The organism is Chimaeribacter californicus, from assembly GCF_002858675.1.
Taxonomy (GTDB): domain Bacteria; phylum Pseudomonadota; class Gammaproteobacteria; order Enterobacterales; family Enterobacteriaceae; genus Chimaeribacter; species Chimaeribacter californicus.
Genome location: NZ_PJZF01000005.1, coordinates 131927 through 153302, shown reverse-complemented (window position 1 = coordinate 153302; position 21376 = coordinate 131927). Strand labels below are relative to the sequence as shown.

Here is a 21376-nt window from a genome sequence, read left to right as displayed (position 1 = left end):
CCCCGTTAACCATTACACTGATCTCTCCGCCCGCCGGGCGCGTTTTCCTTACCGCAACCGTTTTCCTTACCGCAACCAGGAGACACCATGAGTTCACTCTTTTCACCTTTTTCCCTGAAAGGGCTGACGCTGCGCAACCGCATCGCCGTATCACCGATGTGCCAGTACATGGCGGAAGATGGGCTGGTCACCGACTGGCACGGGCCGCATTACGCCTCACTGGCGCGCGGCGGTGCCGGGCTGGTGGTGGTGGAGGCCACGGCAGTGTCGCCGGAGGGGCGCATTACCCCGGCTGACCTCGGCATCTGGAATGATGAGCAGGCACAGCGGCTGGTGCCGATTGTGCGTGACATCAAAGCCGCCGGGGCGGTAGCGGGTATCCAGATTGCCCATGCCGGGCGCAAGGCGAGTGCCAACCGCCCCTGGGAGGGGGATGACCATATCGCAGAAGATGACCCGCGCGGCTGGAAGACGCTGGCCCCCTCTGCCCTGCCGTTTGGGGCCAACCTGCAAAAAGTGCCGCAAGAGATGACGCAGGAGGATATCGGCCGGGTGAAAGCGGATTTCGTCAGCGCCGCTGCCCGCGCCCGGGATGCCGGCTTTGAGTGGCTGGTGCTGCACTTTGCCCACGGCTATTTAGGCCAGAGCTTTTTCTCCGCGCATTCCAACCAGCGCAGTGATGAGTATGGCAGCAGTGCAGAGAAGCGCGGGCGTTTCCTGCTGGAGACGCTGGAAGCGGTGCGGCAGGTCTGGCCGGCACACCTGCCGCTCACCGCCCGTTTCGGGGTGATCGAGTTTGACGGGCGCGACGAGGAAACCACCGCCGACGCCATCGCTCTGATCAAGAAATTCAAAGAGGCGGGGCTGGATTTCATTGACGTCAGCATGGGGTTCTCCACGCCGGAAGCCAACATCCCGTGGGGCGCGAACATGCTGGCGGATCTCACCGCCAGAGTGCGAGAGGAAACCGGCCTGCCCTGCGCCACCAGCTGGAACATCAGCAAACCGGAAGAGGCCGATGCGATGATCCGTGACGGCCAGCTGGATATGGTAATGCTGGCACGGCCGATGCTGGCTGACCCGCACTGGCCTTACATGGCGGCCCGCCGCCTCGGTATTGAAAACCCCTCCTGGGTGATGCCGCCGCCTTACGCCCACTGGCTGGAACGTTATCGCGGCGAATAATGTTTTTTCTTTCGCCAAAAAAACAGCGTGCCCTTTTTGCGGCACGCTGTTTTTTTTATGAGAACAGAGTTAGTGGCTGGCGGCGGGTGTGGTGGTTGCCCGTGACGGGCGCACCACAAACAGCACCAGCACCGCACCCAGCGCAGCCACTGCCCCGGCCAGAATAAAGGCGCTGTCGAACTTGCCGGTATTCTGGACGATATAGCCGGTCACCACCGGGCCGATGATGCCGGAGACGCTGCCAATCAGGTGAATAAAGCCGCTGGCCCCGCCGATGCGTGAGGTGTGCACCACATCCTGAATAATCGCCCAGTAGATAGAGCCGGTGACATACAGGAAGAAGATCGACACTGACATCAGCAGCACCGCCGGTACCACCTGGCTGACAGTACCCGCCAGCGCCACGCAGGCCGCCGCGGCCAGCAAGCAGACCACCAGCACGATTTTGCGCGACAGCAGCAACTTACCGGTGAGGCGGAAAATCGCATCCGAGATGATGCCGCCCAGCGCCAGCCCGACGAAACCAACAATCCACGGGATCATGGTGGTGATGCTCATCTCTTTGATATTCAACCCGTGCGCCTGCACCAGATAGGAGGGGAACCAGCTCAGGAAGAAGAACAGGATGTAGTTGTAGCAGAAGAAGGCGAACGCCGTGACCAGGATAATCGGCTGGCGCAGGTAGAACATCAGCGAATGGCCCGGCTGCTGGTTCGCCTCTTCACTGCCCTGGTCGGCCGCTTTCAGCTCGCGGATCAACGCGCGCTCCTGCTCACCGGCACGGCGGCTTTTCTCCGGCGAGTCCGCCACCACAAAGAACCAGACCAGCATCCAGACGATGCCCACCGCACAGATGATCATAAAAGCCGGCCGCCAGCCAAAGGCCAGCGCCAGGTAGCCTACAATCGGCCCGGCCACGGCACCGCCTAACGGTGAACCGGCACTCAGCAGCCCCATCGCGGTTGCGGCCTGTTTACGCGGGAACCAGCCGTTAATCATCTTATTGGCCGAGGAGCAGATCGGCCCTTCCGCCATGCCGAACAGCACGCGCAGGATCAGCATTGAATAGAAGCCGGAGGCCAGCGCCGTCATGCCGCAGAAGATTGACCACAGCCCCACCGCCACGCCGAGCACCAGCATCGGGCCAAATTTGTCCACCGCCAGCCCGCCGATAAAGTTAAACAGCGCGTAGCCAAAGAAAAAGCTGCCGAAAATGATGCCGAACTGTTCGGCGTTCAGGGTGAGATCCTGCTCAATCATCGGCAGGGTAATGGATAACGCCACCCGGTCGAGGTAGTTGATCATATAAACCAGGAACAGCAGAAACACGATGGTCCAACGTAAGTTCTTAAACATAAGTACTCCACGCAGTCTTTGCAGGGTAAGGGGTGCATTGGCGGCTGGATACGTGGCCGCCGTTTTTCTTATGCAGGCACCTGTCTCAGGTGCGGGTCGCTGAACGTCAGCAGCACCTTGCAGCAGGTTTTTTGGTTTTGTTCAAACAGCGTCAGGGCATCGGTAACATGGTTGAGCGGAAACGCATGGGTAATCAGCTTCTCCGGCCGGATGCGCTGCTCCGTCATCCAGCTAATCACCTGCGGGAAGCGCACGCTGTTCAGGCGGGAACTGAAGATCGACAGCTCTTTGCCGGTAATTGCCTGTTGGTTGATGGTGCACGGCTCGGCAGAAAACCCCATGATGCCGATGCGCGCCGCCGGGGAGGCCAGCGTAATCGCCTCCGGCAGAATCGACGGGTGGCAGGCAGCATCCACAATCAGCGTCGGGCGGATCGCCTGGGCCTGAAGCGCAGCAGCCAGATCGGTTTCCCCGTTATGGATCGTCAGGTCTGCCCCGTTCTCCTGCGCCATTGCCAGCCGTTCCGGGATGCGATCGGTGACGATAATCTGTTTCACCCCGTACACGCCGCGCAGCACCTGAATCACCGTCAGCCCCATCGGCCCCGCGCCGTAAACCAGCGCCACATCCTGCGGCGTGGGGTGCAGTTGCGCACAGATATTGGCCGCGATGCTGAAGGGTTCGATCATCGTCGCCTCGCGATCGGGGATGCTGTCCGGCACGCGGTAGGCATTCCCGGCCGGGGCGCAGGCATACTCGCTGAAGCCGCCGTCCCGGTGTACGCCAATCACCTGCAACGAGGTACAGACGTTGGGGCGGCCCACCGAACAGGGGTAGCAGTGGCCGCAGCTCACCACCGGGTCGACAACCACCCGCTCGCCGAGGCGCGCCGGGTCAACGCCCTCACCGGCTGCATCAATCAGGCCGAAAAACTCATGGCCGATCACGCGCGGGTATTTCGCAAACGGATTATGGCCGCGGAAGATGTGCACGTCCGAGCCACAGATGCCGGCACTCACTACCCGGACCCGCACCTCGCCCGCCTGCGGCTCCGGCAGCGGCCGTTCCTCAATCACCAGCTGTTCCGGCTGTTGGATGACAACACTTTTCATGATCTTATCCTCGGTTACCAGTTCCACAGGGTGCCGTCTTCCAGGCGCGCCACCGGCAGGTTGGCCGGTTCAAACGGGTATTTCGCCGCCAGCTTTTCATCAAATTCGATGCCGATACCCGGTTTATCACCGGGGTGCATCATGCCGCGGTCAAAGGTCCAGTGATGCGGGAAGACCTCCAGCATCTGCTCGGAGTAGCCCATATACTCCTGCACGCCGAAGTTCGGCACCCAGAGGTCAAAGTGCAGCGCCGCCGCCATGCAGACAGGCGAAAGGTCAGACGGGCCATGCGAGCCGGTACGCACCTGGTAGAGCGCGGCAAAATCGGCAATACGGCGCATCCCGGTAATGCCGCCGGCGTGGGTCAGCGTGGTGCGGATATAGTCAATCAGCTGTTCTTCAATCAGCTGCTTACAATCCCAGATGCTGTTGAACACCTCGCCTACGGCAATCGGCGTCACGGTATGCTGGCGGATCAGGCGGAAGCAGGCCTGATTCTCGGCCGGGGTCGGGTCTTCCATCCAGAACAGGCGATGCTGCTCCACGCTTTTGCCGAAGCGCGCCGCTTCAATCGGCGTCAGGCGGTGGTGCATGTCATGCAGCAAATGCTCCTCAAAGCCGAATTTACTGCGCACCGCATCGAACAATTTCGGGGTGAAATCGAGGTATTTTTCCGTGGACCAGAGCTGCTCTTCCGGCCAGTTGCCCTTGGTGGCCGGCTCATATGCCAGCCCTTTGCCTTTCGCCATGCCATAGGTAGTTTTCATGCCCGGCACGCCGCACTGCACGCGGATCGCCTTGAAGCCCATCTCTTTGTGTTTCGCGTAGTCATCCAGCACTTCATCGATGGAGTGCCCGGTGGTGTGGCAATAGACCATCACCGCATCCCGCGAGGCACCGCCCAGCAACTGGTAGAGCGGCATATTGGCGGCCTTGGCTTTGATGTCCCACAGCGCCATATCGATGGCTGAAATTGCGGACATCGTCACCGGCCCGCGCCGCCAGTACGCCCCTTTGTAGAAGAATTGCCAGATGTCCTCAATGCGGTGCGCATCGCGCCCCACCAGTTGCGGGCAAAGATGATCCTGAAGATAGGAGGCCACTGACAACTCCCGGCCATTCAATGTGGCATCGCCCAGCCCGGTCAGCCCCTCATCGGTGGTGATTTTCAGCGTCACGAAATTCCGCCCCGGGCAGGTCACGAATACCTCAGCCTTCACAATTTTCATCGTCTGTTCCTTATCGGCCAGCGCCACTTCAGCGCACATCAGGCAGTGACTCTAAATCTGACATAACTACCATACAAGTATGATGTGTGAAAAATGGACGATTGATCACGGAATACCGGCGAGCCGGGCGCCGCCGCGCGTCACCGGTTGGCCGCCGTTTCCCCGCTTTTCATCACTATTCAGCCACCTATGCTATACAAAAGGGGCATGCCTGCCGGGACGACCGTACGCAGGCATTTTTACGGCACCTTGCCCGGGCTTCCCGGCGGCCAAAAGTGGAGAAGAGAATGAGAATGCGTTCAGGGATCGCGTGCGCGGTGGGGTTGCTGTTGCCTTTATGGGCTGCGGCGCATGATTTTGTCGAGGGGCAGCGGGTGCCGCCGGTGGGTATTGCTGACCGGGGTGAAGTGATTCAACAGCAAGCGGAGAGCCGCTACCAGCCATGGAACAGCGCCCGCCTGACCGGGAAAGTGCGGGTGATGCTGCACATTGCCGGCCGCCTCTCGGCGAAAGACAAAAACATCGCCCTGACGGAGGCGATAAACCGCGCAGCGTTACCCCCTGACCGCTACCAGACCACTACCATTATCAATACCGACGATGCGATTACCGGCAGCGCCCTGTTCGTCCGCCGCAGTATTGAGGCCAGTAAAAAAGCCCTGCCTGAGTCGCAATTTATTATCGACAGCCGTGGCGCCGCAAAACGTGCCTGGCAACTGGAGGATGGCGGCTCTGCCGTAGTGGTGCTGGACCCCACCGGCACGGTGCGGTTTGCCAGAGACGGCGCGCTGACGCCGGCCGAGGTTCAGCAGGTGATGGCCTTACTTCACCAGTTGCTGAAAACTTCCTGATTTTATGTGCGTTTACCGGTTAAATTCCGGCCATTTTTTGCCCGGCGATGATGAGAAAAAGGGGATTGTTCGCCGCGTCCGCGGGCTTTTTTAAAATAATAAACTATCCTGATCTAAAGGGACTTTTCGCCAGATTTAATAGAACAATCAATCGTATGATTAATCAAAGACGTCATCGCCGGCCCGGTATGGCAGCAATAAATGTGTGCCTGAGGGCGGCGGCCGCTTTTTGGTTACCGACAATCACGCCGGCCACCGCGGGCAACCAGGGAACGCGATCATGACAGCCTATGCCGATAAACCCTTAAGCCTGGACAGTGAACTCCCGGCGCTGATCACCGCGCTTGAAACCCGCCTGGATCAACTGCTGCCGGAAAGCGGCGAGCGTGATCGGGTAAACGTGGCGATGCGTGAAGGCACGCTGGCCCCGGGGAAGCGCATCCGCCCGCTGTTGCTGATGCTGGCCGCCCAGGATCTCGGCTGTGATGCCGGGCACAGCGGGCTGCTTGATCTGGCCTGTGCCGTGGAGATGATCCACGCCGCCTCCCTGATGCTGGATGATATCCCCTGCATGGACAATGCGTTACTGCGGCGCGGCCGCCCCACGATTCACCGTCAGTTCGGTGAAAATGTGGCGATTCTGGCGGCGGTCGCCCTGCTCAGCAAAGCCTTTGGCGTAGTAGCAGCTGCCAACGATCTGCCAAGCCAGGCCCGCACGCAGGCGGTTGCGGAGTTGTCTGCCGCCGTCGGCGTGCAAGGGCTGGTGCAGGGGCAATATCAGGATCTGACCGAAGGCAACGACACCCGCAGCGCAGACGCTATCTTCACCACCAACGAACTCAAAACCAGCATGCTGTTTGGTGCCACCCTGCAAATGGCGGCCATCGCCGCCGGGGCCGCGCCGGATGTCCGGCAGAAGCTGCGCTGTTTTGCCCTGGATCTGGGGCAGGCTTTCCAGTTACTCGACGATCTGGTCGACGGCCTGGCGGGCACCGGCAAAGATATGAACAAGGACGCCGGGAAATCCACGCTGGTGTCGATGCTCGGCAGTGAAGCGGTACAACAGCGCCTGCACCACCATCTTCGCCGGGCCGATGAGCACCTCGCCTGCGCCTGCGATCAGGGCATGGCAACCCGGCGTTTTATGCACGCCTGGTTTGGCCAGAAGCTCGCCTTGATTAGCTGAACACCGGGCCGGCGCGGCTTTCCGCCCCACGGCCCACTGTACAACGGACGTTTCAACAGGATGTCTTTACCGGAGTGTCAATGAAGGACGCGGAGCTCATCAAACGCAAGAACGACCATCTGGATATTGTGCTGCACCCGGCGCGTGCGGTAAGCCGTGTCCGCACCGGGTTTGAGCGCTGGCGCTTTGAACACTGCGCCCTGCCGGAACTCGACCTTGACCGTATCGACCTGCGCACCACGCTCTTTGGCCGCCCGTTAAATGCCCCGCTGCTGATAAGCTCCATGACCGGCGGGGCCAACCGCGCCCGCAGTATTAACCGCCATCTGGCGGAAGCCGCGCAGGCACTGGGGCTGGCGATGGGCGTCGGTTCCCAGCGGGTGGCACTGGAGGGGAACAGCAATGTCGGGCTGACGCGTGAACTGCGTGATATCGCCCCCGATGTCCCGCTGCTGGCGAACCTCGGCGCGGCACAGATTACCGGCCGCGACGGCCTGGATTTTGCGCGCCGGGCGGTAGAGATGATTGAGGCCGACGCGCTGATTGTGCACCTCAACCCGTTACAGGAAGCGTTGCAGATTAACGGTGACCGCGACTGGCGCGGCGTACTGGCCGCCATTACCCAGGTGGTGGCGGCCTTGCCGGTGCCGGTGGTGATCAAAGAAGTCGGCGCGGGGCTTTCCCCCTCCGTGGCGCGTCGGCTGGCGGAGGCCGGCGTAACCATGCTGGATGTCGCCGGCGCGGGCGGCACCAGCTGGGCCGCGGTGGAAGGCGAACGCGCCGCCACCCCCCAGGCGCGCGCAGTGGCCATGGCGTTTGCCGACTGGGGCATCCCGACCGCTGACGCCTTGCGGGAGTTGCGCCAACAGTTACCTGAGATGCCGCTTATCGCCTCTGGTGGCATCCGGGACGGCATTGATGCGGCCAAGGCGCTGCGTCTCGGGGCCGATCTGGTGGGCCAGGCGGCAGCGGTGCTCGGCAGCGCCACCGCCTCCACCGATGCGGTGGCCGCCCATTTCCAGACGATTATCGATCAGCTGCGGGTAGTCTGTTTCTGCACCGGCAGTGCCAACCTCGCTGCGCTGAAAGCAGCCCCCTTATTGAACGCTGAGGCCACGGCATGAGCCACTACGCGGTGGTGGCCCCGCCGCTCTACAGCCATGTCCGGGCGTTGCAGGCGCTCGCACAGGCGCTGATCGCCCGCGGCCACCGGATCACCTTTATTCAGCAGGCCGATGCAGCGGGCTTGCTGAATGACCCGCGTATTGCTTTTCACCCGGTCGGCGCAGCCAGCCACCCGCCCGGCAGCCTGGCGCATACCCTGCGGCTGGCGGCCAACCCGGCCGGGCTGGCGATTCTTCGTTTAATCAAGGATATGGCCGCCTCCACCGATATGCTCTGCCGCACGCTCCCCACGGCATTTAACCAGTTGGCGATCGACGGCGTGATTGCCGACCAGATGGAACCGGCCGGGGGGCTGGTGGCGGAAGCGCTGGGGTTGCCGTTTGTCTCGGTGGCCTGTGCGTTGCCGCTCAACCGTGAACCGGGCCTGCCGCTGCCGGTGATGCCGTTTGACTACGCTACGGATGAACGCGCGCTGACGCTGTACGCCTCCAGCCAGAAAGTCTATGACTGGATGATGCGCGGCCACGGGCGGGTTATCGCCCGCCATGCCCGCACCTTTGGCCTGCCGCCGCGCCATGGGCTGCATGAGTGCCTCTCCCCGCTGGCGCAAATCAGCCAGACCTTACCCGCCCTGGACTTCCCCCGGCAGGCGCTGCCGCCCGGTTTCCATGCCGTGGGGCCGCTGCGCCCACCCGCCACGGCTGCGCATCCGGCAGAGGCCTGGCCGGTGGACCCGGCGCGGCCGCTGGTTTACGCCTCGCTCGGCACCCTGCAAGGGCACCGTTACGGCCTGTTCCGCACGCTGGCCCGCGCCTGCCGCAGCCTGGATGCACAACTGCTGGTGGCACACTGCGGCGGCCTGACGCCCGCGCAGGCCGAAAGCCTCTATGCCTGCGGTGCCACCCATGTCACCGATTTTGCCGACCAACCGGCCGTGCTGCGGCAGGCGCAGGCGGTGATTACCCACGGCGGGCTGAATACGGTGATGGATGCCGTCAGCAGCGGGACGCCGATCCTCGTCATCCCGATTGCTTTTGATCAACCGGGCGTGGCGGCGCGGGTGGTGTATCAGGGCATTGGCCGCCGGGTTTCGCGCTTCGCCTGCCGCCGCACCCTGGCGGATAATCTGTACCGGTTACTGGAAGACCCCGGTTATCGGCAGCAGATGGCCCCGCTGCGTGTCCAGATCCGGCAGGCCGGGGGGGCGGTGCGTGCGGCCGCGATTGTGGAGCAGGCGCTCTATGCGCGGCGGCCGGTGCTAGCAGAGGCGGTGACGTGAGCCGCCCTTATGACCTGATTCTGGTGGGCGGCGGACTGGCGAACGGGCTTATCGCCCTGCGCCTGCGCCAGTGTCAGCCGCACCTTAACCTGCTGGTGATTGAGGCCGCGCCGCACCCCGGCGGCAACCACACCTGGTCATTCCATCAGGATGACCTGACCGAAGCCCAGCATGCGTGGGTTGCCCCGCTGGTGGCGCACCGCTGGCAGGGTTACGACGTCCGTTTCCCTCACCTCACCCGTACCCTGCCCGGCGGTTACCTGAGCGTCACCTCGGAGCGCTTCGCGACGGTATTAACCCAGCAGTTGGGCGGCCAGTTGCTGACCGGCACCGCCATTGCCGGGCTGACGCCCACTGAGGTACAGCTGGAAAATGGGCAGACCCTGCGCGCCGGGGCAGTGATTGACGGCCGCGGCTATCAGCCCGGCCCGCACCTGGCGGTGGGTTTTCAGGCCTTTTTAGGCCAGCAGTGGCAGCTGGCGCGCCCGCATGGGCTGGTGCGCCCTATTCTGATGGATGCCACGGTGGACCAGCAAAACGGCTACCGCTTCGTCTATACCCTGCCGCTCACCGCTGACACGCTGTTGATTGAGGATACCCATTACCTCGACCACAGCGAACTCTCTGCCGGGCAGGCGCGGCAGAACATCGCGGATTATGCCGCCGCGCAGGGCTGGGCATTACAGAGCCTGCAACGGGAGGAACAGGGCAATCTGCCGATTACGCTGGCCGGCCACCCGGCGGCCTTCTGGCAGCAGCGTCAGGGCCAGCCCTGCGCCGGGCTGCGTGCCGGGCTGTTCCACCCCACAACCGGCTATTCACTGCCGCAGGCGGTAGCGCTGGCAGACCTGATTGCCGCCCAGCCAGCCCTTCTGGCCGGGCCGCTGTTTACGCTGATTCACCGTTATGCCGCCCAACAATGGCAGCGGCAGCGCTTTTTCCGCCTGCTTAACCGTATGCTGTTTCTGGCGGGACGCCCGACGCAGCGCTGGCAGGTTATGCAACGTTTTTACGGTCTGGGGGAAGGTCTGATCGCCCGGTTTTACGCCGGCCGCCTCACCCCGGCTGACATGGCACGGATCCTGACGGGCAAGCCACCGGTGCCGGTGGGCGAGGCCCTGAAAGCCGTGCTGAAGCACACTCCCCGGCTGCGAGCTTTTTGATGAAACGAACGATAGTAATTGGTGCCGGTTTCGGCGGCCTGGCCCTCGCCATCCGCTTACAAGCGGCGGGCGTGCCCACCCGGCTGCTTGAACAGCGTGATAAACCCGGCGGCCGCGCCTATGTTTATGAAGATCAGGGTTTTAAATTTGATGCCGGCCCGACGGTGATCACCGACCCCAGCGCCATTGAGGAGCTGTTCACGCTGGCCGGTAAACGCATGGCTGATTATGTTGATCTGCTGCCGGTCACGCCGTTTTACCGCCTGTGCTGGGAGTCCGGCCGGGTATTTGATTACGACAACGATCAGGAGAGCCTGGAGCGCCAGATCCAGCAATTCAACCCGCAGGATGTCGAGGGCTACCGGCGTTTCCTCGACTACTCCCGCGCGGTGTTTAAAGAGGGCTACCTGAAGCTTGGCACAGTGCCGTTCCTCTCCTTCCGCGACATGCTGCGCGCCGGGCCGCAACTGGCGCGCCTGCAGGCGTGGCGCAGCGTGTATGACATGGTGTCCCGTTTTATTAAAGATGACTATTTGCGGCAGGCATTCTCTTTCCATTCGCTGCTGGTAGGCGGCAACCCTTTCGCCACCTCGTCGATTTATACGCTGATCCACGCGCTGGAGCGTGAATGGGGCGTCTGGTTTGCACGCGGCGGCACCGGTGCGCTGGTGCAGGGGCTGGTGCGGCTGTTCCAGGATCTAGGCGGGGAGATCGAACTGAACGCGAAAGTCAGCCGGATGGAAACCACCGGCTCCCGCATCAGCAGCGTGCATCTGGCGGATGGCCGCCATTTTGACACCCCAGCCGTCGCCTCCAATGCCGATGTGGTGCATACCTATGACACGCTGCTCGGCCACCACCCGGCGGGCGCGGCACGGGCCGGGGCGCTGAAACGCAAAAGCATGAGCAACTCACTGTTTGTGCTCTATTTTGGCCTGAACAAACAGCATAGCCAGCTGGCGCACCATACCGTCTGTTTTGGCCCTCGTTACCGGGAGCTGATTGAGGATATTTTCAACCGGGACGCGCTGTCGGAAGATTTCTCGCTTTACCTCCATGCACCCTGTGTGACCGACCCATCACTCGCCCCGCCCGGCTGCGGCAGCTATTACGTGCTGGCCCCGGTGCCGCACCTCGGCACCGCCGATCTGGACTGGGCAGTTGAAGGGCCGCGCCTGCGCGACCGTATTTTCGCTTACCTGGAACAGCACTACATGCCGGGGCTGCGCGAACAGCTGGTCACGCACCGGATGTTCACGCCCTTTGATTTCCGGGATGAACTGGGTGCGCACCTGGGTTCCGCTTTCTCCATTGAACCGCTGCTGACCCAGAGCGCCTGGTTCCGGCCACACAACCGCGATGACCGCTTCCCGAACCTCTACCTGGTGGGCGCGGGCACCCATCCCGGCGCCGGGGTGCCGGGGGTGATTGGCTCGGCCAAAGCCACGGCGGGCCTGATGCTGGAGGATCTGGCACCATGAATCAGCCCCTGTTGAACCACGCCACCCAGACCATGGCGGTCGGTTCCAAAAGTTTTGCCACCGCCTCCAGACTGTTCGACACCGGTACCCGGCGCAGTGCGCTGATGCTCTACGCCTGGTGCCGCCATTGTGACGACGTGATCGATGACCAGACGCTGGGGTTTGCCTCGCCCGGTACCGCCCCTGACAGCCCCGAACAGCGGCTGGCGATGCTCCGGACGATGACCCGCCGCGCCTATGCGGGGGTCACCATGGAAGACCCGGCGTTTGCCGCATTTCAGGAGGTGGCGCTGGCCCATGCCATTCCCCGGCAGCAGGCGTTTGACCACCTGGAAGGGTTCGCGATGGACGTACGCGGCGAACGGTATGAGACTTTTGACGATACCCTGCGTTACTGCTACCACGTGGCGGGTGTGGTGGGGCTGATGATGGCGCGGGTGATGGGCGTGCGCGACGAGGCGGTGCTGGACCGTGCCTGCGATCTCGGGCTGGCATTCCAGCTGACCAACATCGCGCGGGATATTGTCGAGGATGCGCAGGTCGGGCGCTGCTATCTGCCGGCTGACTGGCTGGCGGCGGCGGGTATTGAACCGGCGAACGTCGCCGACCCGGCGCACCGGGCTGCGCTGGTGCCGCTGGCGTCACGGCTGGTGGCGGAAGCTGAGCCCTATTACGCCTCGGCGCGCGCCGGGCTGGCCGGGTTGCCGTTACGTTCCGCCTGGGCGATTGCTACCGCCCGTGGGGTCTACCGGGAGATTGGCGTGAAAGTGGATCGCGCCGGTGAACGCGCCTGGGACCGGCGGCAGGGCACCAGCAAGCTGGAGAAACTCGGCCTGCTGATCGCCGGTGCCGGGCTGGCTATTCGTTCCCGGGTCGCGGCGTCACCGCCCGCCCGTCCTTCCGGCCTTTGGCAACGTCCACGTTAGCGCGGTTTTTTTGTTCACGCAGCGTCGCCTGTAATTTGGCAACCGGTGGCGCATACAGGAAACCAAAGGAGACGCAGCCCTCACGCCCACGCACCGCGTGGTGCAGCCGGTGCGCCAGATATAAGCGTTTCAGGTAGCCGCGCCGCGGGATGTAGCGGAACGGCCAGCGCTGGTGCACCAGCCCATCATGGACAATGAAATAGAGCAGCCCGTACAGCGTCATGCCCGCCCCTATCCACTGCAACGGCCAGTAACCGGCTGTGCCGAACGCGATCAGCACAATCGCCAGCACCGCAAACAGCACCGCATAAAGATCATTCAATTCAAACCAGGAGGTATGCGGCGCATGGTGCGAATGGTGCCAGCCCCACCCCCAGCCATGCATGATGTACTTATGTGACACTGCCGCGATGATCTCCATCGCCGCCACCGTTAACAGCACAATTCCGGTATTCCAAAGCACAAGCATACTTTCTCCTGGGTGTTTCCCCCTCCTGGGTGTTTCCGGCGGCCGGAAAATCTCCTGTGGTTCCAACAGGATTGGCGCAGCAAAGTATAGCAGTGTTGGTAGCACGGGGATGGGGTACGGATACAAAGGCGGCAACACGCAGAACAAAAACCAGACGAGGGGGAAGCAAAGACGAGATGCAGGCACGTGGCAAGAAATGGTACGCCCTACAGGGCTCGAACCTGTGACCTACGGCTTAGAAGTTCCTAGAACCGCCTTTTAACACAGTAACTTACCGCATCTGACCACGCTCACACGTCCCACGATGCCAAAACATGCAAAGGCTTGGTAAAGGTCACAAACCTTTGCATGTCCCAAATCCGTCCCATCACAATCCTCACCCCATCTTCTCACGTGCTTTGCGCCTGGCGCCTGTTACGCCTAGAATGCTGCCGCTAGATGTACAGATTGGATGACAACTACAGGGTGCATCAATGATTTATAAATCAGAGGAAGAGATATGTTGGATGTTTTGAAAAAGAATGCCTTGTGGGTGATGGTTGTTTGTGTTGCCGCAGTCTGCGCCATCATGCTCTTCTCATGGAACAAGGCGGAGGTTGTGGACTACTCCTCACTGAAAGAGGAAGGCAGCGATAACGTTACGATGCACATCGATAACTGCGTTAACAACTCCAGCCGAGTGATGATCCGCGGGTGGATATACTCTGACAAGTATCCAAAGGAAGGGACTCTGACAGTCACCCTCTCGCCAGGCGATCATGAGTATGTCGTACCTGTGAAGACAGAACTAAGACGCGACGTCTCTACCGCGTTGAAACTCAATCAGGAATTTGAGAGATACGGCTTCTCTGCCTCCATCAGGAAAATTAGAATCCCTGCCGACACCACGGATATCTCAGTCAATATCATTGAGGACGGCACCATAAAAAAGAAGCACTATGCCTGCCAACAATAAAAGGAAAGTTAATGTCTTCTGAAACAGGAAAGATCGGAAAAAACAAAAGAATTAACATCGATGTTATATTCGCCATCATGTTAACCCTGTCGCTGGCTATGACATATGCGTTTTATATGGCATGGAATTCTCCAAGGAGTTTAGCGCCTGACACAAGCGGTGGTGCGCTTAAGTTTTTTCATATAGATTCGTGTGCTTTTGGAGAGAGGGATGTCGCGGTTACTGGCTGGGCTTTTCTGCCGGGCAACTGGAAGATACTGAATAGGGTTTACGCTGAAAAAAGTAATGGGAATATGGTTGAGCTTATGAGTTCATTCCAGCCAAGAAGAGATGTAGGTGATGCATTCAATGTTGGTGGAATGTACGACAAATCAGGATTCATAGCAACTCGTCATGACTCTTCGGCAAGAGAAGATTTTACTAAAAAGTTGTTGATAGTTTCTTTTGACGAGAAAGGAGTTGGTCATGCTGCCACATACACTTGTAAATAAGTGGGTTAAATCATTACTTGTATTATCGATATTGACATACCTTTTATTTATATCTAAAACTGTCAGCCTTCGTGGCGCTGATGATGATCAAGTTTTTCTATCAATTTTCAACTCCGGGCACATCATTGACATTCTTGTGCATAGATTTAATTCATGGAGTGGTAGGTTTTCTTTAGAACTGTTGATGACCTCAACGATTGGTTACCCCATCCTATGGGAAGTTGGAATTCCTATTTCTGTTGCAGCCGTGTGCTATTCCTGCAGCAAAATATCTGGATTCCGCCCTACGGTTGTGCCATTTGCCTTCGCATTGATTCTGTTCGCTACCATGCCTTATCAAATAAATATCGATGCTTCATGGTGGATTACAGGCTTTTATAATTACCTGCTTCCCACTGCAGTTGCGCTATATGTATTCTCAGTGTGCTATTCAGGAGAAGGCGGGAGTTTCAAAAAAATTGTTTGTGCTCTGCTATGTTTCTACTTCCCGTACATGGAACAGGCCGGGCTGGCTTTTGTTGTTGCAATGATTTTCTTTATATGCTATCAGGGGAGGATGTTATCCAGGTTCAATTTAGTGATTACCTTATTGGTTATCATAAACCTAATTATTTGCCTCAAAGCACCCGGCAACGAGAAAAGGTTTGCCCTTGAGGTATGGAGATGGTATCCGCAGTATCAGACTTATGGACTTATCAATAAGCTTTCGCTGGGGTTTGACAAGCTTCACCAGCTGATGACATTCAGATACAATATCCCACTAATAGCACTTATGATTTCAGCATTCTATGTTAGGTGCTCTTATTCTGGCATGAGGAATTCGACGAAGTGTGCATTGTTTATTATTGCAACTTTCATATCAATATCAATTGCTAACTCACTGACTGGTCTATTTTCGGGTGGGTTTATTTTTAATAGCGCTACCGTTGACGCAACTCGTTGGTCTGCTGGTAAAGTCTACATATCATATTTCTATATTTTCGCTGTTATATCATCTCTATTTTTGGTACTTATTGATCTTGTAATGAATGCCAAGTCAAATTGCACACCAATTATAGCGATGCTAATAGGCTTCATGACTGTAACAATGCTTGGCCTTTCGCCTACTGTTTACGCGTCAGGTTATAGAGTTGATTTTATATTCGAGATTATGTGTATAATTTCATGTATGTCGATTATATCTTCATCTGCTAATGGAAAGTAAGAAAAGCCCCTTTCGGGGCTTTTTTAATATCCATAGGGAGACTCACCTACTGCGTCAAGTAAATATCTGGCAGTGCCAGCAGTTACCGTTCCGACGACTGTAAATACCAGGGTAGAGGTGCTGCTTGAATCATATGAATATACAAGCCTTACGGAGTTTTGTGTTGTAAGCATGGCGTTTGCGTAGATCGGGATCTCAAGGAATCCGGCAGCTGAAACGTCAATAGATAACGTGGACTGTGATGCAGTTGCGTTAAATGTACTTGTCGAATTATAGCGATAATAGATTCTTGGTGAAATTCGCTCAGGAAAACGCACAGCCAATCCTCCGCTGTATAAAGAAAACCCATTCCCTGAAATATCCAATCTGTATTGGCTCCTACTGAGCTAACCCCACCAAAGAAAACGCCGTATGTGTGATCAATGAAGTTGTTCCCACAAACTACCACATTCGTTATAGCATAACTCCCTGCTACAAAAATCCCGTATGTTAAATCCGTATTTGTTCCAGTTCCGCGAATGTCGTTAGATGCAATTGTAATGTTTCTACAATACCCAGCACCATCTGTATTCGAAATCCTTACCGATACTGCGCCTGTTTTTTGGCAATTTATAGCATTGCCAGTAATCGACACCCTTTCGCAAAAGGAATCAGATTGGGAAAGCAAATAAATGCAGTTTGTATCACCAGTGATTTCACTATTCCCGGTAATGGCTGTATCGAAACACCCACCCAGCACAGTCTACTATCCGGCGAGAACGACATTGCCCAGCCCACTGGCTTTCTTGCAAACAGGTCGAGAACAACAGCGAGGTATGCCCAGCGTTTGCCTGTCCAGATATAGGTCACATCACCGCACCACACCTGGTTTGGCTCTGTTACGGCGAACTGTCGCTCAAGGTGATTCGGGATAGCAACGTGTGCATGACCGCCACGCTTATATCGGTGAGTCGGCTGCTGGCAACTGACCAGGCCCAGCTCTTTCATGAGCCGGCCAGCAAGCCAGCGCCCTATCTGGTAGCCTCTCTGGGTTGCCATTGTGGCGATGCTTCTTGCTCCGGCCGAACCGTGGCTGATGCCATGCAGCTCAAGTACCTGACTTCGTAACACAGCCCGTCTGCCGTCTGGTTTTTCAGGACGATTTTTCCAGTATTTATAGCTGCTGCGATGAACCCCAAACACATGGCAGAGAGTTGCCACAGGATAACGCGCCCTGAGTTTCCCGATTATCGAGAACTGTTCAGGGAGTCTGACATCAAGAGCGCGGTAGCCTTTTTTAATATTTCGTTTTCTATTTCAATACGTTGTAGCTTTTTCTTCAGCTCACGTATTTCGATTTGTTCCGGTGTTATCGGAGAGGCTTTTGGTGTTTTGCCCTGACGCTCTTCACGCAGTTGCCTGACCCATTTTGTCATCGTGGAAAGACCGACATCCATAGCCTTAGCGGCGTCAGAGACGGTGTAGTTTTGATCGACAACCAACTGAGCGGATTCGCGTTTGAATTCAGGACTAAAATTTCTTCTTTTCATTGGAGCACCTGTGTTGTTCTGAGGTGAGCATATCACCTCTGTTCAGATGGCCAAATTCAGTAAACCACTTCAACAGCGGCTGATTGAAGAATGCCCGGAACCCCTCAAGTCTACCGTAGAGTTCGCGCTGGCAACAGGATTGCGCCGGTCGAACATCGTGGATATGAAATGGCAGCAGATTGACATGCAGCGCAAGGTAGCGTGGATTTATCCAGAGGAGAGCAAATCAGGCAGAGCAATTGGCGTTGCACTGAATGATACGGCGTGCTCAATTCTCCGGAGACAACTGGGACGTCATCACAACTGGGTGTTCGTACACACCGAGTCAGTGAAGAACAGCGAAGGAAAAGTGATGCCGGCCGTCAGGAAGATGCGTGTCGATTCCAATACTGCCTGGCGGGCTGCATTGAAAAGAGCCGGCATTGAAGACTTCCGTTTTCACGACCTGCGGCACACATGGGCGAGTTGGTTAATTCAGGCCGGTGTTCCACTCTCTGCGTTGCAGGAGATGGGTGGCTGGGAAAGCATAGAGATGGTGCAGCGATATGCTCACTTGGCGCCCAACCATTTGACTGAGCACGCACGTCACATTGATGCAATTTTTGGTGCTCGCGTCCCAAATCCGTCCCACGAAGGAAAATTGAAAGTTAGCGGGTGAGGGTAAGTGATTGATTCGTAATGGTACGCCCTACAGGGCTCGAACCTGTGACCTACGGCTTAGAAGGCCGTTGCTCTATCCAACTGAGCTAAGGGCGCATGGGGATGCGGCTGCCGGTAAGCGGCAGTGGGCTCGAATTATACGCACCCGCCCCGGTGAGTCAACGAAATCACACCGGAATCCCATCAGGCGACGAATCCATGTACAACTCAATGAGATATCGTCGCGTCCGCCTGGCCGTTACCTGCCACCGCGGGCAGATTATCTCCACACAGCGCCTGACAGCACGCCCGGCTTCTGACAAAATAGAGGCATTCCCCTGCATAATTACTTTTGATGGACTCCCCCACTGATGGCAGCAACAATTATTGACGGTAAAACGATTGCGCAGCAGGTTCGAAGCGAAGTTGCAGCGCGTGTAAAACAACGTCTGGCGGACGGAAAACGTGCGCCGGGGCTGGCGGTCGTGCTGGTAGGTGAGAACCCCGCCTCGCAAATTTATGTCGGCAGCAAGCGCCGTGCCTGCGAAGAGGTGGGCTTCCTCTCCCGCTCCTACGATCTGCCGGCCAGCACCTCAGAGGCCGACTTGCTGGCGCTGATTGATAAACTGAACAATGACGGTGACATCGACGGCATTCTGGTGCAGTTACCGCTGCCGGCCGGCATCGATAACGTGAAAGTGCTGGAGCGCATCCATCCGGATAAAGACGTGGACGGCTTCCACCCGTATAACGTCGGCCGCCTCTGCCAGCGTGCGCCGAAGTTGCGCCCCTGTACCCCGCGCGGCATCGTGACGCTGCTGGAGCGCTATAACATCGACACCTTCGGCCTGAATGCCGTGGTGGTCGGGGCGTCCAATATCGTTGGCCGTCCGATGAGCATGGAGCTGTTGCTGGCAGGCTGCACCACCACCGTTACCCATCGCTTCACCAAAAACCTGCGCCACCATGTGGAGAACGCCGATCTGCTGGTGGTGGCGGTCGGCAAGCCGAACTTCATCCCGGGTGACTGGATCAAACCGGGTGCGATCGTGGTGGATGTCGGGATCAACCGGCTGGAGAGCGGCAAAGTGGTCGGCGACGTCGATTTTGAGGCGGCGTCTGAGCGCGCCTCCTTTATTACCCCGGTGCCGGGCGGTGTCGGCCCGATGACGGTGGCAACGCTGATCCAAAATACCTTGCAGGCCTGCGAGGAATACCACGACAATAACGCCGGTTAAGCCTTATGCGGCCGCCCCCGGGGCGGCGCACTCATGCACTCTCTGCGCGCCAGGCGCGTTAAGTCAGGAACACGATGGACATTTTTAATCTCGACAATCACCCGCACGTTGAACTGTGCGATCTGCTGAAATTCCAGGGCTGGTGCGAAAGCGGCGCGGCGGCAAAAGCGGTGATTGCCGATGGGCTGGTAAAAGTAAACGGCCAGGTAGAAACCCGCAAGCGCTGCAAAATTGTGGCGGATCAGCAGGTTGAGTTTGACGGCGCGACCGTGGTGGTCAAACCCTGATCCCGTGGCTGCGGCCATAGAAAAGGCGACGCAGAAGCGTCGCCTTTTTTTATGCTGCTTTTTTGCTATTCGTTCAGCTTACTTACGACGCCAGCTGGTGCCCTGCGGGCCATCTTCCAGAATGATGCCGAGCGCGTTGAGCTGGTCACGGGCGGAATCCGCCATCGCCCAGTCTTTCGCGGCACGCGCGTCATTACGCTGTTTGATCAGCGCCTCAATCTGCGCCACATCGCCCTCGTCCGCCTGCGCCCCGCCCTGAAGGAACTGCTCCGGTTCCTGCGCTAGCAAGCCCAGCACGCCCGCCAGGTGGCGCAGCTCAGCCGCCAGCCCGTTCGCGGCGGCCATGTCTTCGGCTTTCAGGCGGTTCACTTCACGCGCCATGTCAAACAGCACCGAATAGGCTTCCGGCGTGTTGAAGTCATCATCCATTGCCTCACGGAAACGGGTGACAAACGCCTCGCCCCCGGCCGGTGCGGCGGCGTTATCCGTGCCGCGCAACGCCGTGTAGAGCCGCTCCAGCGAGGTACGTGCCTGTTTCAGGTTCTCTTCACTGTAGTTGAGCTGGCTGCGGTAGTGGCCGGACATCAGGAAGTAGCGCACGGTTTCGGCGTCGTAATAAGCCAGCACATCCCGCACGGTAAAGAAGTTGTTCAGCGATTTGGACATCTTCTCGCGATCCACCATCACCATGCCGGAATGCATCCAGTAGTTAACGTACGGGCCGTCGTGGGCGCAGGTGGACTGGGCGATCTCGTTCTCATGGTGCGGGAACATCAGATCGGAGCCGCCGCCGTGGATGTCGAAGTGGTGGCCAAGCTGTTTGCTGTTCATTGCCGAGCACTCAATATGCCAGCCCGGGCGCCCCTCGCCCCACGGCGACGGCCAGCTCGGTTCACCCGGCTTGGACATTTTCCACAGCACGAAGTCCATCGGGTTGCGTTTTACCTCGGCGATTTCCACGCGAGCGCCCGCCTGCAGCTGCTCCAGATCCTGGCGCGACAGCAGGCCATAATCCGGGTCGCTGTCTACGGCGAACATCACATCGCCGTTGGAGGCCACATACGCGTGGTCACGCGCGATAAGTTCCGTCACCAGCTCAATGATGTCGGCGATATGGCGGGTGGCGCGCGGCTCCTCATCCGGCGGCAGGATCTTCAGCGCGTCGAAATCGGCGTGCATCTCGGCGATCATGCGGGTGGTCAGCACCTCGCTGCTTTCGCCGTTCTCATTGGCACGTTTGATGATCTTGTCATCAATATCGGTGATGTTACGCACATACTTCAGGCGATAGCCGCTGTAACGCAGGTAACGCGCCACCACGTCAAACGCGACGAACGTCCGGCCGTGGCCGATGTGACAGAGGTCGTAAACGGTGATGCCACACACGTACATGCCGACGGTTCCGGCATGGATAGGTTTGAATTCCTCTTTTTGGCGACTCAGGGTGTTATATATTTTCAGCATCAGGTCATTCCATGGTTTACATGTGTGGATGGCAATCAACAGGGGTGAAAAAATCCGCCGGGATCTTCACCGAAAGGCGTATTGAACCTTGAACGTCCGGTGTTTGCAACATCCGGCCGGTTTCCCTCGCATAAGCATATCAGCAAACATGCTAATCCTCCCGCTGCTGACGCCCGCCGCCGGTTTATGTTATAAAAGCCCTCTATT

18 protein-coding genes, 1 tRNA gene and 2 pseudogenes are annotated in these 21376 nt (G+C 58.4%); 14 read left to right on the top strand and 7 right to left on the bottom strand.

The genetic code is table 11. The features are described 5' to 3' along the window. Positions 1 to 87: 87 nt before the first annotated feature. Positions 88 to 1185 (top strand): NADH:flavin oxidoreductase/NADH oxidase, encoded by a 1098-nt coding sequence (locus CYR55_RS08420; RefSeq protein ID WP_101815701.1) that lies wholly within the window; start codon positions 88 to 90, stop codon positions 1183 to 1185. Between the two features lie 69 nt (positions 1186 to 1254). Here CYR55_RS08420 and CYR55_RS08415 read toward each other — a convergent pair whose 3' ends face one another. From CYR55_RS08415 to manD, 3 genes are all read right to left on the bottom strand, one after another. Next, entirely contained in the window at positions 1255 to 2541 is a 1287-nt protein-coding gene (locus CYR55_RS08415; protein WP_101815700.1) for an MFS transporter, read from the bottom strand. A gap of 68 nt (positions 2542 to 2609) precedes the next feature. Next, a complete protein-coding gene (locus tag CYR55_RS08410) occupies positions 2610 to 3653 on the bottom strand; it encodes a Zn-dependent oxidoreductase (protein WP_101815791.1) in 1044 nt (347 codons plus the stop codon). A 14-nt stretch (positions 3654 to 3667) separates the two neighbouring features. After that, positions 3668 to 4882, bottom strand: coding sequence for a D-mannonate dehydratase ManD (gene manD / locus CYR55_RS08405; RefSeq protein WP_101815790.1), 1215 nt, complete (start codon positions 4880 to 4882; stop codon positions 3668 to 3670). Positions 4883 to 5169: 287 nt separating this feature from the next. Between manD and CYR55_RS08400 the strand changes: the two genes are divergently transcribed. From CYR55_RS08400 to crtB, 7 genes are all read left to right on the top strand, one after another. After that, positions 5170 to 5733: a YtfJ family protein gene (locus CYR55_RS08400; RefSeq protein WP_101815699.1), complete on the top strand. Its 564-nt coding sequence runs from the start codon at positions 5170 to 5172 to the stop codon at positions 5731 to 5733. Positions 5734 to 6013: 280 nt separating this feature from the next. Continuing rightward, on the top strand, positions 6014 to 6919 hold the full coding sequence (locus CYR55_RS08395) for a polyprenyl synthetase family protein (RefSeq protein WP_101815789.1): 906 nt from the start codon (positions 6014 to 6016) through the stop codon (positions 6917 to 6919). Between the two features lie 80 nt (positions 6920 to 6999). Continuing rightward, positions 7000 to 8043: a type 2 isopentenyl-diphosphate Delta-isomerase gene (gene fni, locus CYR55_RS08390; protein ID WP_101815698.1), complete on the top strand. Its 1044-nt coding sequence runs from the start codon at positions 7000 to 7002 to the stop codon at positions 8041 to 8043. Beyond that, complete coding sequence (locus CYR55_RS08385) at positions 8040 to 9323, top strand: glycosyltransferase (protein WP_101815697.1); 1284 nt, start codon at positions 8040 to 8042, stop codon at positions 9321 to 9323. Before fni ends, CYR55_RS08385 begins: the two co-directional genes overlap by 4 nt. Next, on the top strand, positions 9320 to 10486 hold the full coding sequence (gene crtY, locus CYR55_RS08380) for a lycopene beta-cyclase CrtY (protein ID WP_101815696.1): 1167 nt from the start codon (positions 9320 to 9322) through the stop codon (positions 10484 to 10486). Before CYR55_RS08385 ends, crtY begins: the two co-directional genes overlap by 4 nt. Then, the gene (locus CYR55_RS08375) at positions 10486 to 11967 is read left to right on the top strand and encodes a phytoene desaturase (protein WP_101815695.1); all 1482 of its coding nucleotides are present in this window, start codon (positions 10486 to 10488) and stop codon (positions 11965 to 11967) included. The genes crtY and CYR55_RS08375 overlap by 1 nt, the downstream gene beginning before the upstream one ends. After that, the gene (gene crtB / locus CYR55_RS08370) at positions 11964 to 12893 is read left to right on the top strand and encodes a 15-cis-phytoene synthase CrtB (protein ID WP_101815694.1); all 930 of its coding nucleotides are present in this window, start codon (positions 11964 to 11966) and stop codon (positions 12891 to 12893) included. Before CYR55_RS08375 ends, crtB begins: the two co-directional genes overlap by 4 nt. Here the strand turns inward: crtB and CYR55_RS08365 are convergent. Then, a complete protein-coding gene (locus CYR55_RS08365) occupies positions 12826 to 13362 on the bottom strand; it encodes a sterol desaturase family protein (protein WP_241522112.1) in 537 nt (178 codons plus the stop codon). The two genes, crtB and CYR55_RS08365, sit on opposite strands and share 68 nt — an antisense overlap. Before the next feature lie 499 nt (positions 13363 to 13861). Between CYR55_RS08365 and CYR55_RS08360 the strand changes: the two genes are divergently transcribed. The 3 genes from CYR55_RS08360 to CYR55_RS08350 are packed head-to-tail and all read left to right on the top strand — an operon-like array spanning position 13862 to position 16012. Next, positions 13862 to 14317, top strand: coding sequence for a hypothetical protein (locus CYR55_RS08360; protein ID WP_101815693.1), 456 nt, complete (start codon positions 13862 to 13864; stop codon positions 14315 to 14317). An 11-nt stretch (positions 14318 to 14328) separates the two neighbouring features. Next, complete coding sequence (locus CYR55_RS08355) at positions 14329 to 14808, top strand: hypothetical protein (protein WP_101815692.1); 480 nt, start codon at positions 14329 to 14331, stop codon at positions 14806 to 14808. Continuing rightward, positions 14783 to 16012 (top strand): hypothetical protein, encoded by a 1230-nt coding sequence (locus CYR55_RS08350; RefSeq protein WP_146000968.1) that lies wholly within the window; start codon positions 14783 to 14785, stop codon positions 16010 to 16012. Before CYR55_RS08355 ends, CYR55_RS08350 begins: the two co-directional genes overlap by 26 nt. A 738-nt stretch (positions 16013 to 16750) precedes the next feature. On the opposite strand, the pseudogene CYR55_RS08345 reads toward CYR55_RS08350, so the two are convergent. Next, positions 16751 to 17541, bottom strand: a pseudogene (locus CYR55_RS08345) (IS3 family transposase); the annotation flags it as partial. A 73-nt stretch (positions 17542 to 17614) separates the two neighbouring features. On the opposite strand from CYR55_RS08345, the pseudogene CYR55_RS08335 reads away from it, so the two are divergent. Further along, positions 17615 to 18199, top strand: a pseudogene (locus tag CYR55_RS08335) (site-specific integrase); the annotation flags it as partial. 21 nt (positions 18200 to 18220) lie between these two features. On the opposite strand, the gene CYR55_RS08330 reads toward CYR55_RS08335, so the two are convergent. Next, positions 18221 to 18297, bottom strand: a tRNA-Arg gene (locus CYR55_RS08330). 254 nt (positions 18298 to 18551) lie between these two features. Between CYR55_RS08330 and folD the strand changes: the two genes are divergently transcribed. Together folD and ybcJ are read left to right on the top strand one after the other, a co-directional pair. After that, positions 18552 to 19418 carry a bifunctional methylenetetrahydrofolate dehydrogenase/methenyltetrahydrofolate cyclohydrolase FolD gene (gene folD, locus CYR55_RS08325; RefSeq protein WP_101815689.1) on the top strand — a complete coding sequence of 289 codons (867 nt, stop codon included), beginning with the start codon at positions 18552 to 18554 and terminating at the stop codon, positions 19416 to 19418. Positions 19419 to 19492: 74 nt separating this feature from the next. After that, a complete protein-coding gene (gene ybcJ / locus CYR55_RS08320; RefSeq protein WP_101815688.1) occupies positions 19493 to 19705 on the top strand; it encodes a ribosome-associated protein YbcJ in 213 nt (70 codons plus the stop codon). Between the two features lie 78 nt (positions 19706 to 19783). Here the strand turns inward: ybcJ and cysS are convergent, their stop codons facing one another. Then, on the bottom strand, positions 19784 to 21169 hold the full coding sequence (cysS, locus tag CYR55_RS08315) for a cysteine--tRNA ligase (RefSeq protein WP_101815687.1): 1386 nt from the start codon (positions 21167 to 21169) through the stop codon (positions 19784 to 19786). Positions 21170 to 21376: the final 207 nt, after the last annotated feature.

What these genes read in the sequence shown, in the direction of transcription:
- CYR55_RS08395 (WP_101815789.1), top strand. Translation starts at nt 6,014, where the DNA reads ATGACAGCCTATGCCGATAAACCCTTAAGCCTGGACAGTGAACTCCCG.
- CYR55_RS08420 (WP_101815701.1), top strand. Translation starts at nt 88, where the DNA reads ATGAGTTCACTCTTTTCACCTTTTTCCCTGAAAGGGCTGACGCTGCGC.
- CYR55_RS08415 (WP_101815700.1), bottom strand. Translation starts at nt 2,541, where the DNA reads ATGTTTAAGAACTTACGTTGGACCATCGTGTTTCTGCTGTTCCTGGTT.
- fni (WP_101815698.1), top strand. Translation starts at nt 7,000, where the DNA reads ATGAAGGACGCGGAGCTCATCAAACGCAAGAACGACCATCTGGATATT.
- CYR55_RS08365 (WP_241522112.1), bottom strand. Translation starts at nt 13,362, where the DNA reads ATGCTTGTGCTTTGGAATACCGGAATTGTGCTGTTAACGGTGGCGGCG.
- CYR55_RS08400 (WP_101815699.1), top strand. Translation starts at nt 5,170, where the DNA reads ATGAGAATGCGTTCAGGGATCGCGTGCGCGGTGGGGTTGCTGTTGCCT.
- CYR55_RS08360 (WP_101815693.1), top strand. Translation starts at nt 13,862, where the DNA reads ATGTTGGATGTTTTGAAAAAGAATGCCTTGTGGGTGATGGTTGTTTGT.
- CYR55_RS08385 (WP_101815697.1), top strand. Translation starts at nt 8,040, where the DNA reads ATGAGCCACTACGCGGTGGTGGCCCCGCCGCTCTACAGCCATGTCCGG.
- folD (WP_101815689.1), top strand. Translation starts at nt 18,552, where the DNA reads ATGGCAGCAACAATTATTGACGGTAAAACGATTGCGCAGCAGGTTCGA.
- CYR55_RS08410 (WP_101815791.1), bottom strand. Translation starts at nt 3,653, where the DNA reads ATGAAAAGTGTTGTCATCCAACAGCCGGAACAGCTGGTGATTGAGGAA.
- manD (WP_101815790.1), bottom strand. Translation starts at nt 4,882, where the DNA reads ATGAAAATTGTGAAGGCTGAGGTATTCGTGACCTGCCCGGGGCGGAAT.
- cysS (WP_101815687.1), bottom strand. Translation starts at nt 21,169, where the DNA reads ATGCTGAAAATATATAACACCCTGAGTCGCCAAAAAGAGGAATTCAAA.
- ybcJ (WP_101815688.1), top strand. Translation starts at nt 19,493, where the DNA reads ATGGACATTTTTAATCTCGACAATCACCCGCACGTTGAACTGTGCGAT.
- crtB (WP_101815694.1), top strand. Translation starts at nt 11,964, where the DNA reads ATGAATCAGCCCCTGTTGAACCACGCCACCCAGACCATGGCGGTCGGT.
- CYR55_RS08355 (WP_101815692.1), top strand. Translation starts at nt 14,329, where the DNA reads ATGTCTTCTGAAACAGGAAAGATCGGAAAAAACAAAAGAATTAACATC.
- CYR55_RS08350 (WP_146000968.1), top strand. Translation starts at nt 14,783, where the DNA reads ATGCTGCCACATACACTTGTAAATAAGTGGGTTAAATCATTACTTGTA.
- CYR55_RS08375 (WP_101815695.1), top strand. Translation starts at nt 10,486, where the DNA reads ATGAAACGAACGATAGTAATTGGTGCCGGTTTCGGCGGCCTGGCCCTC.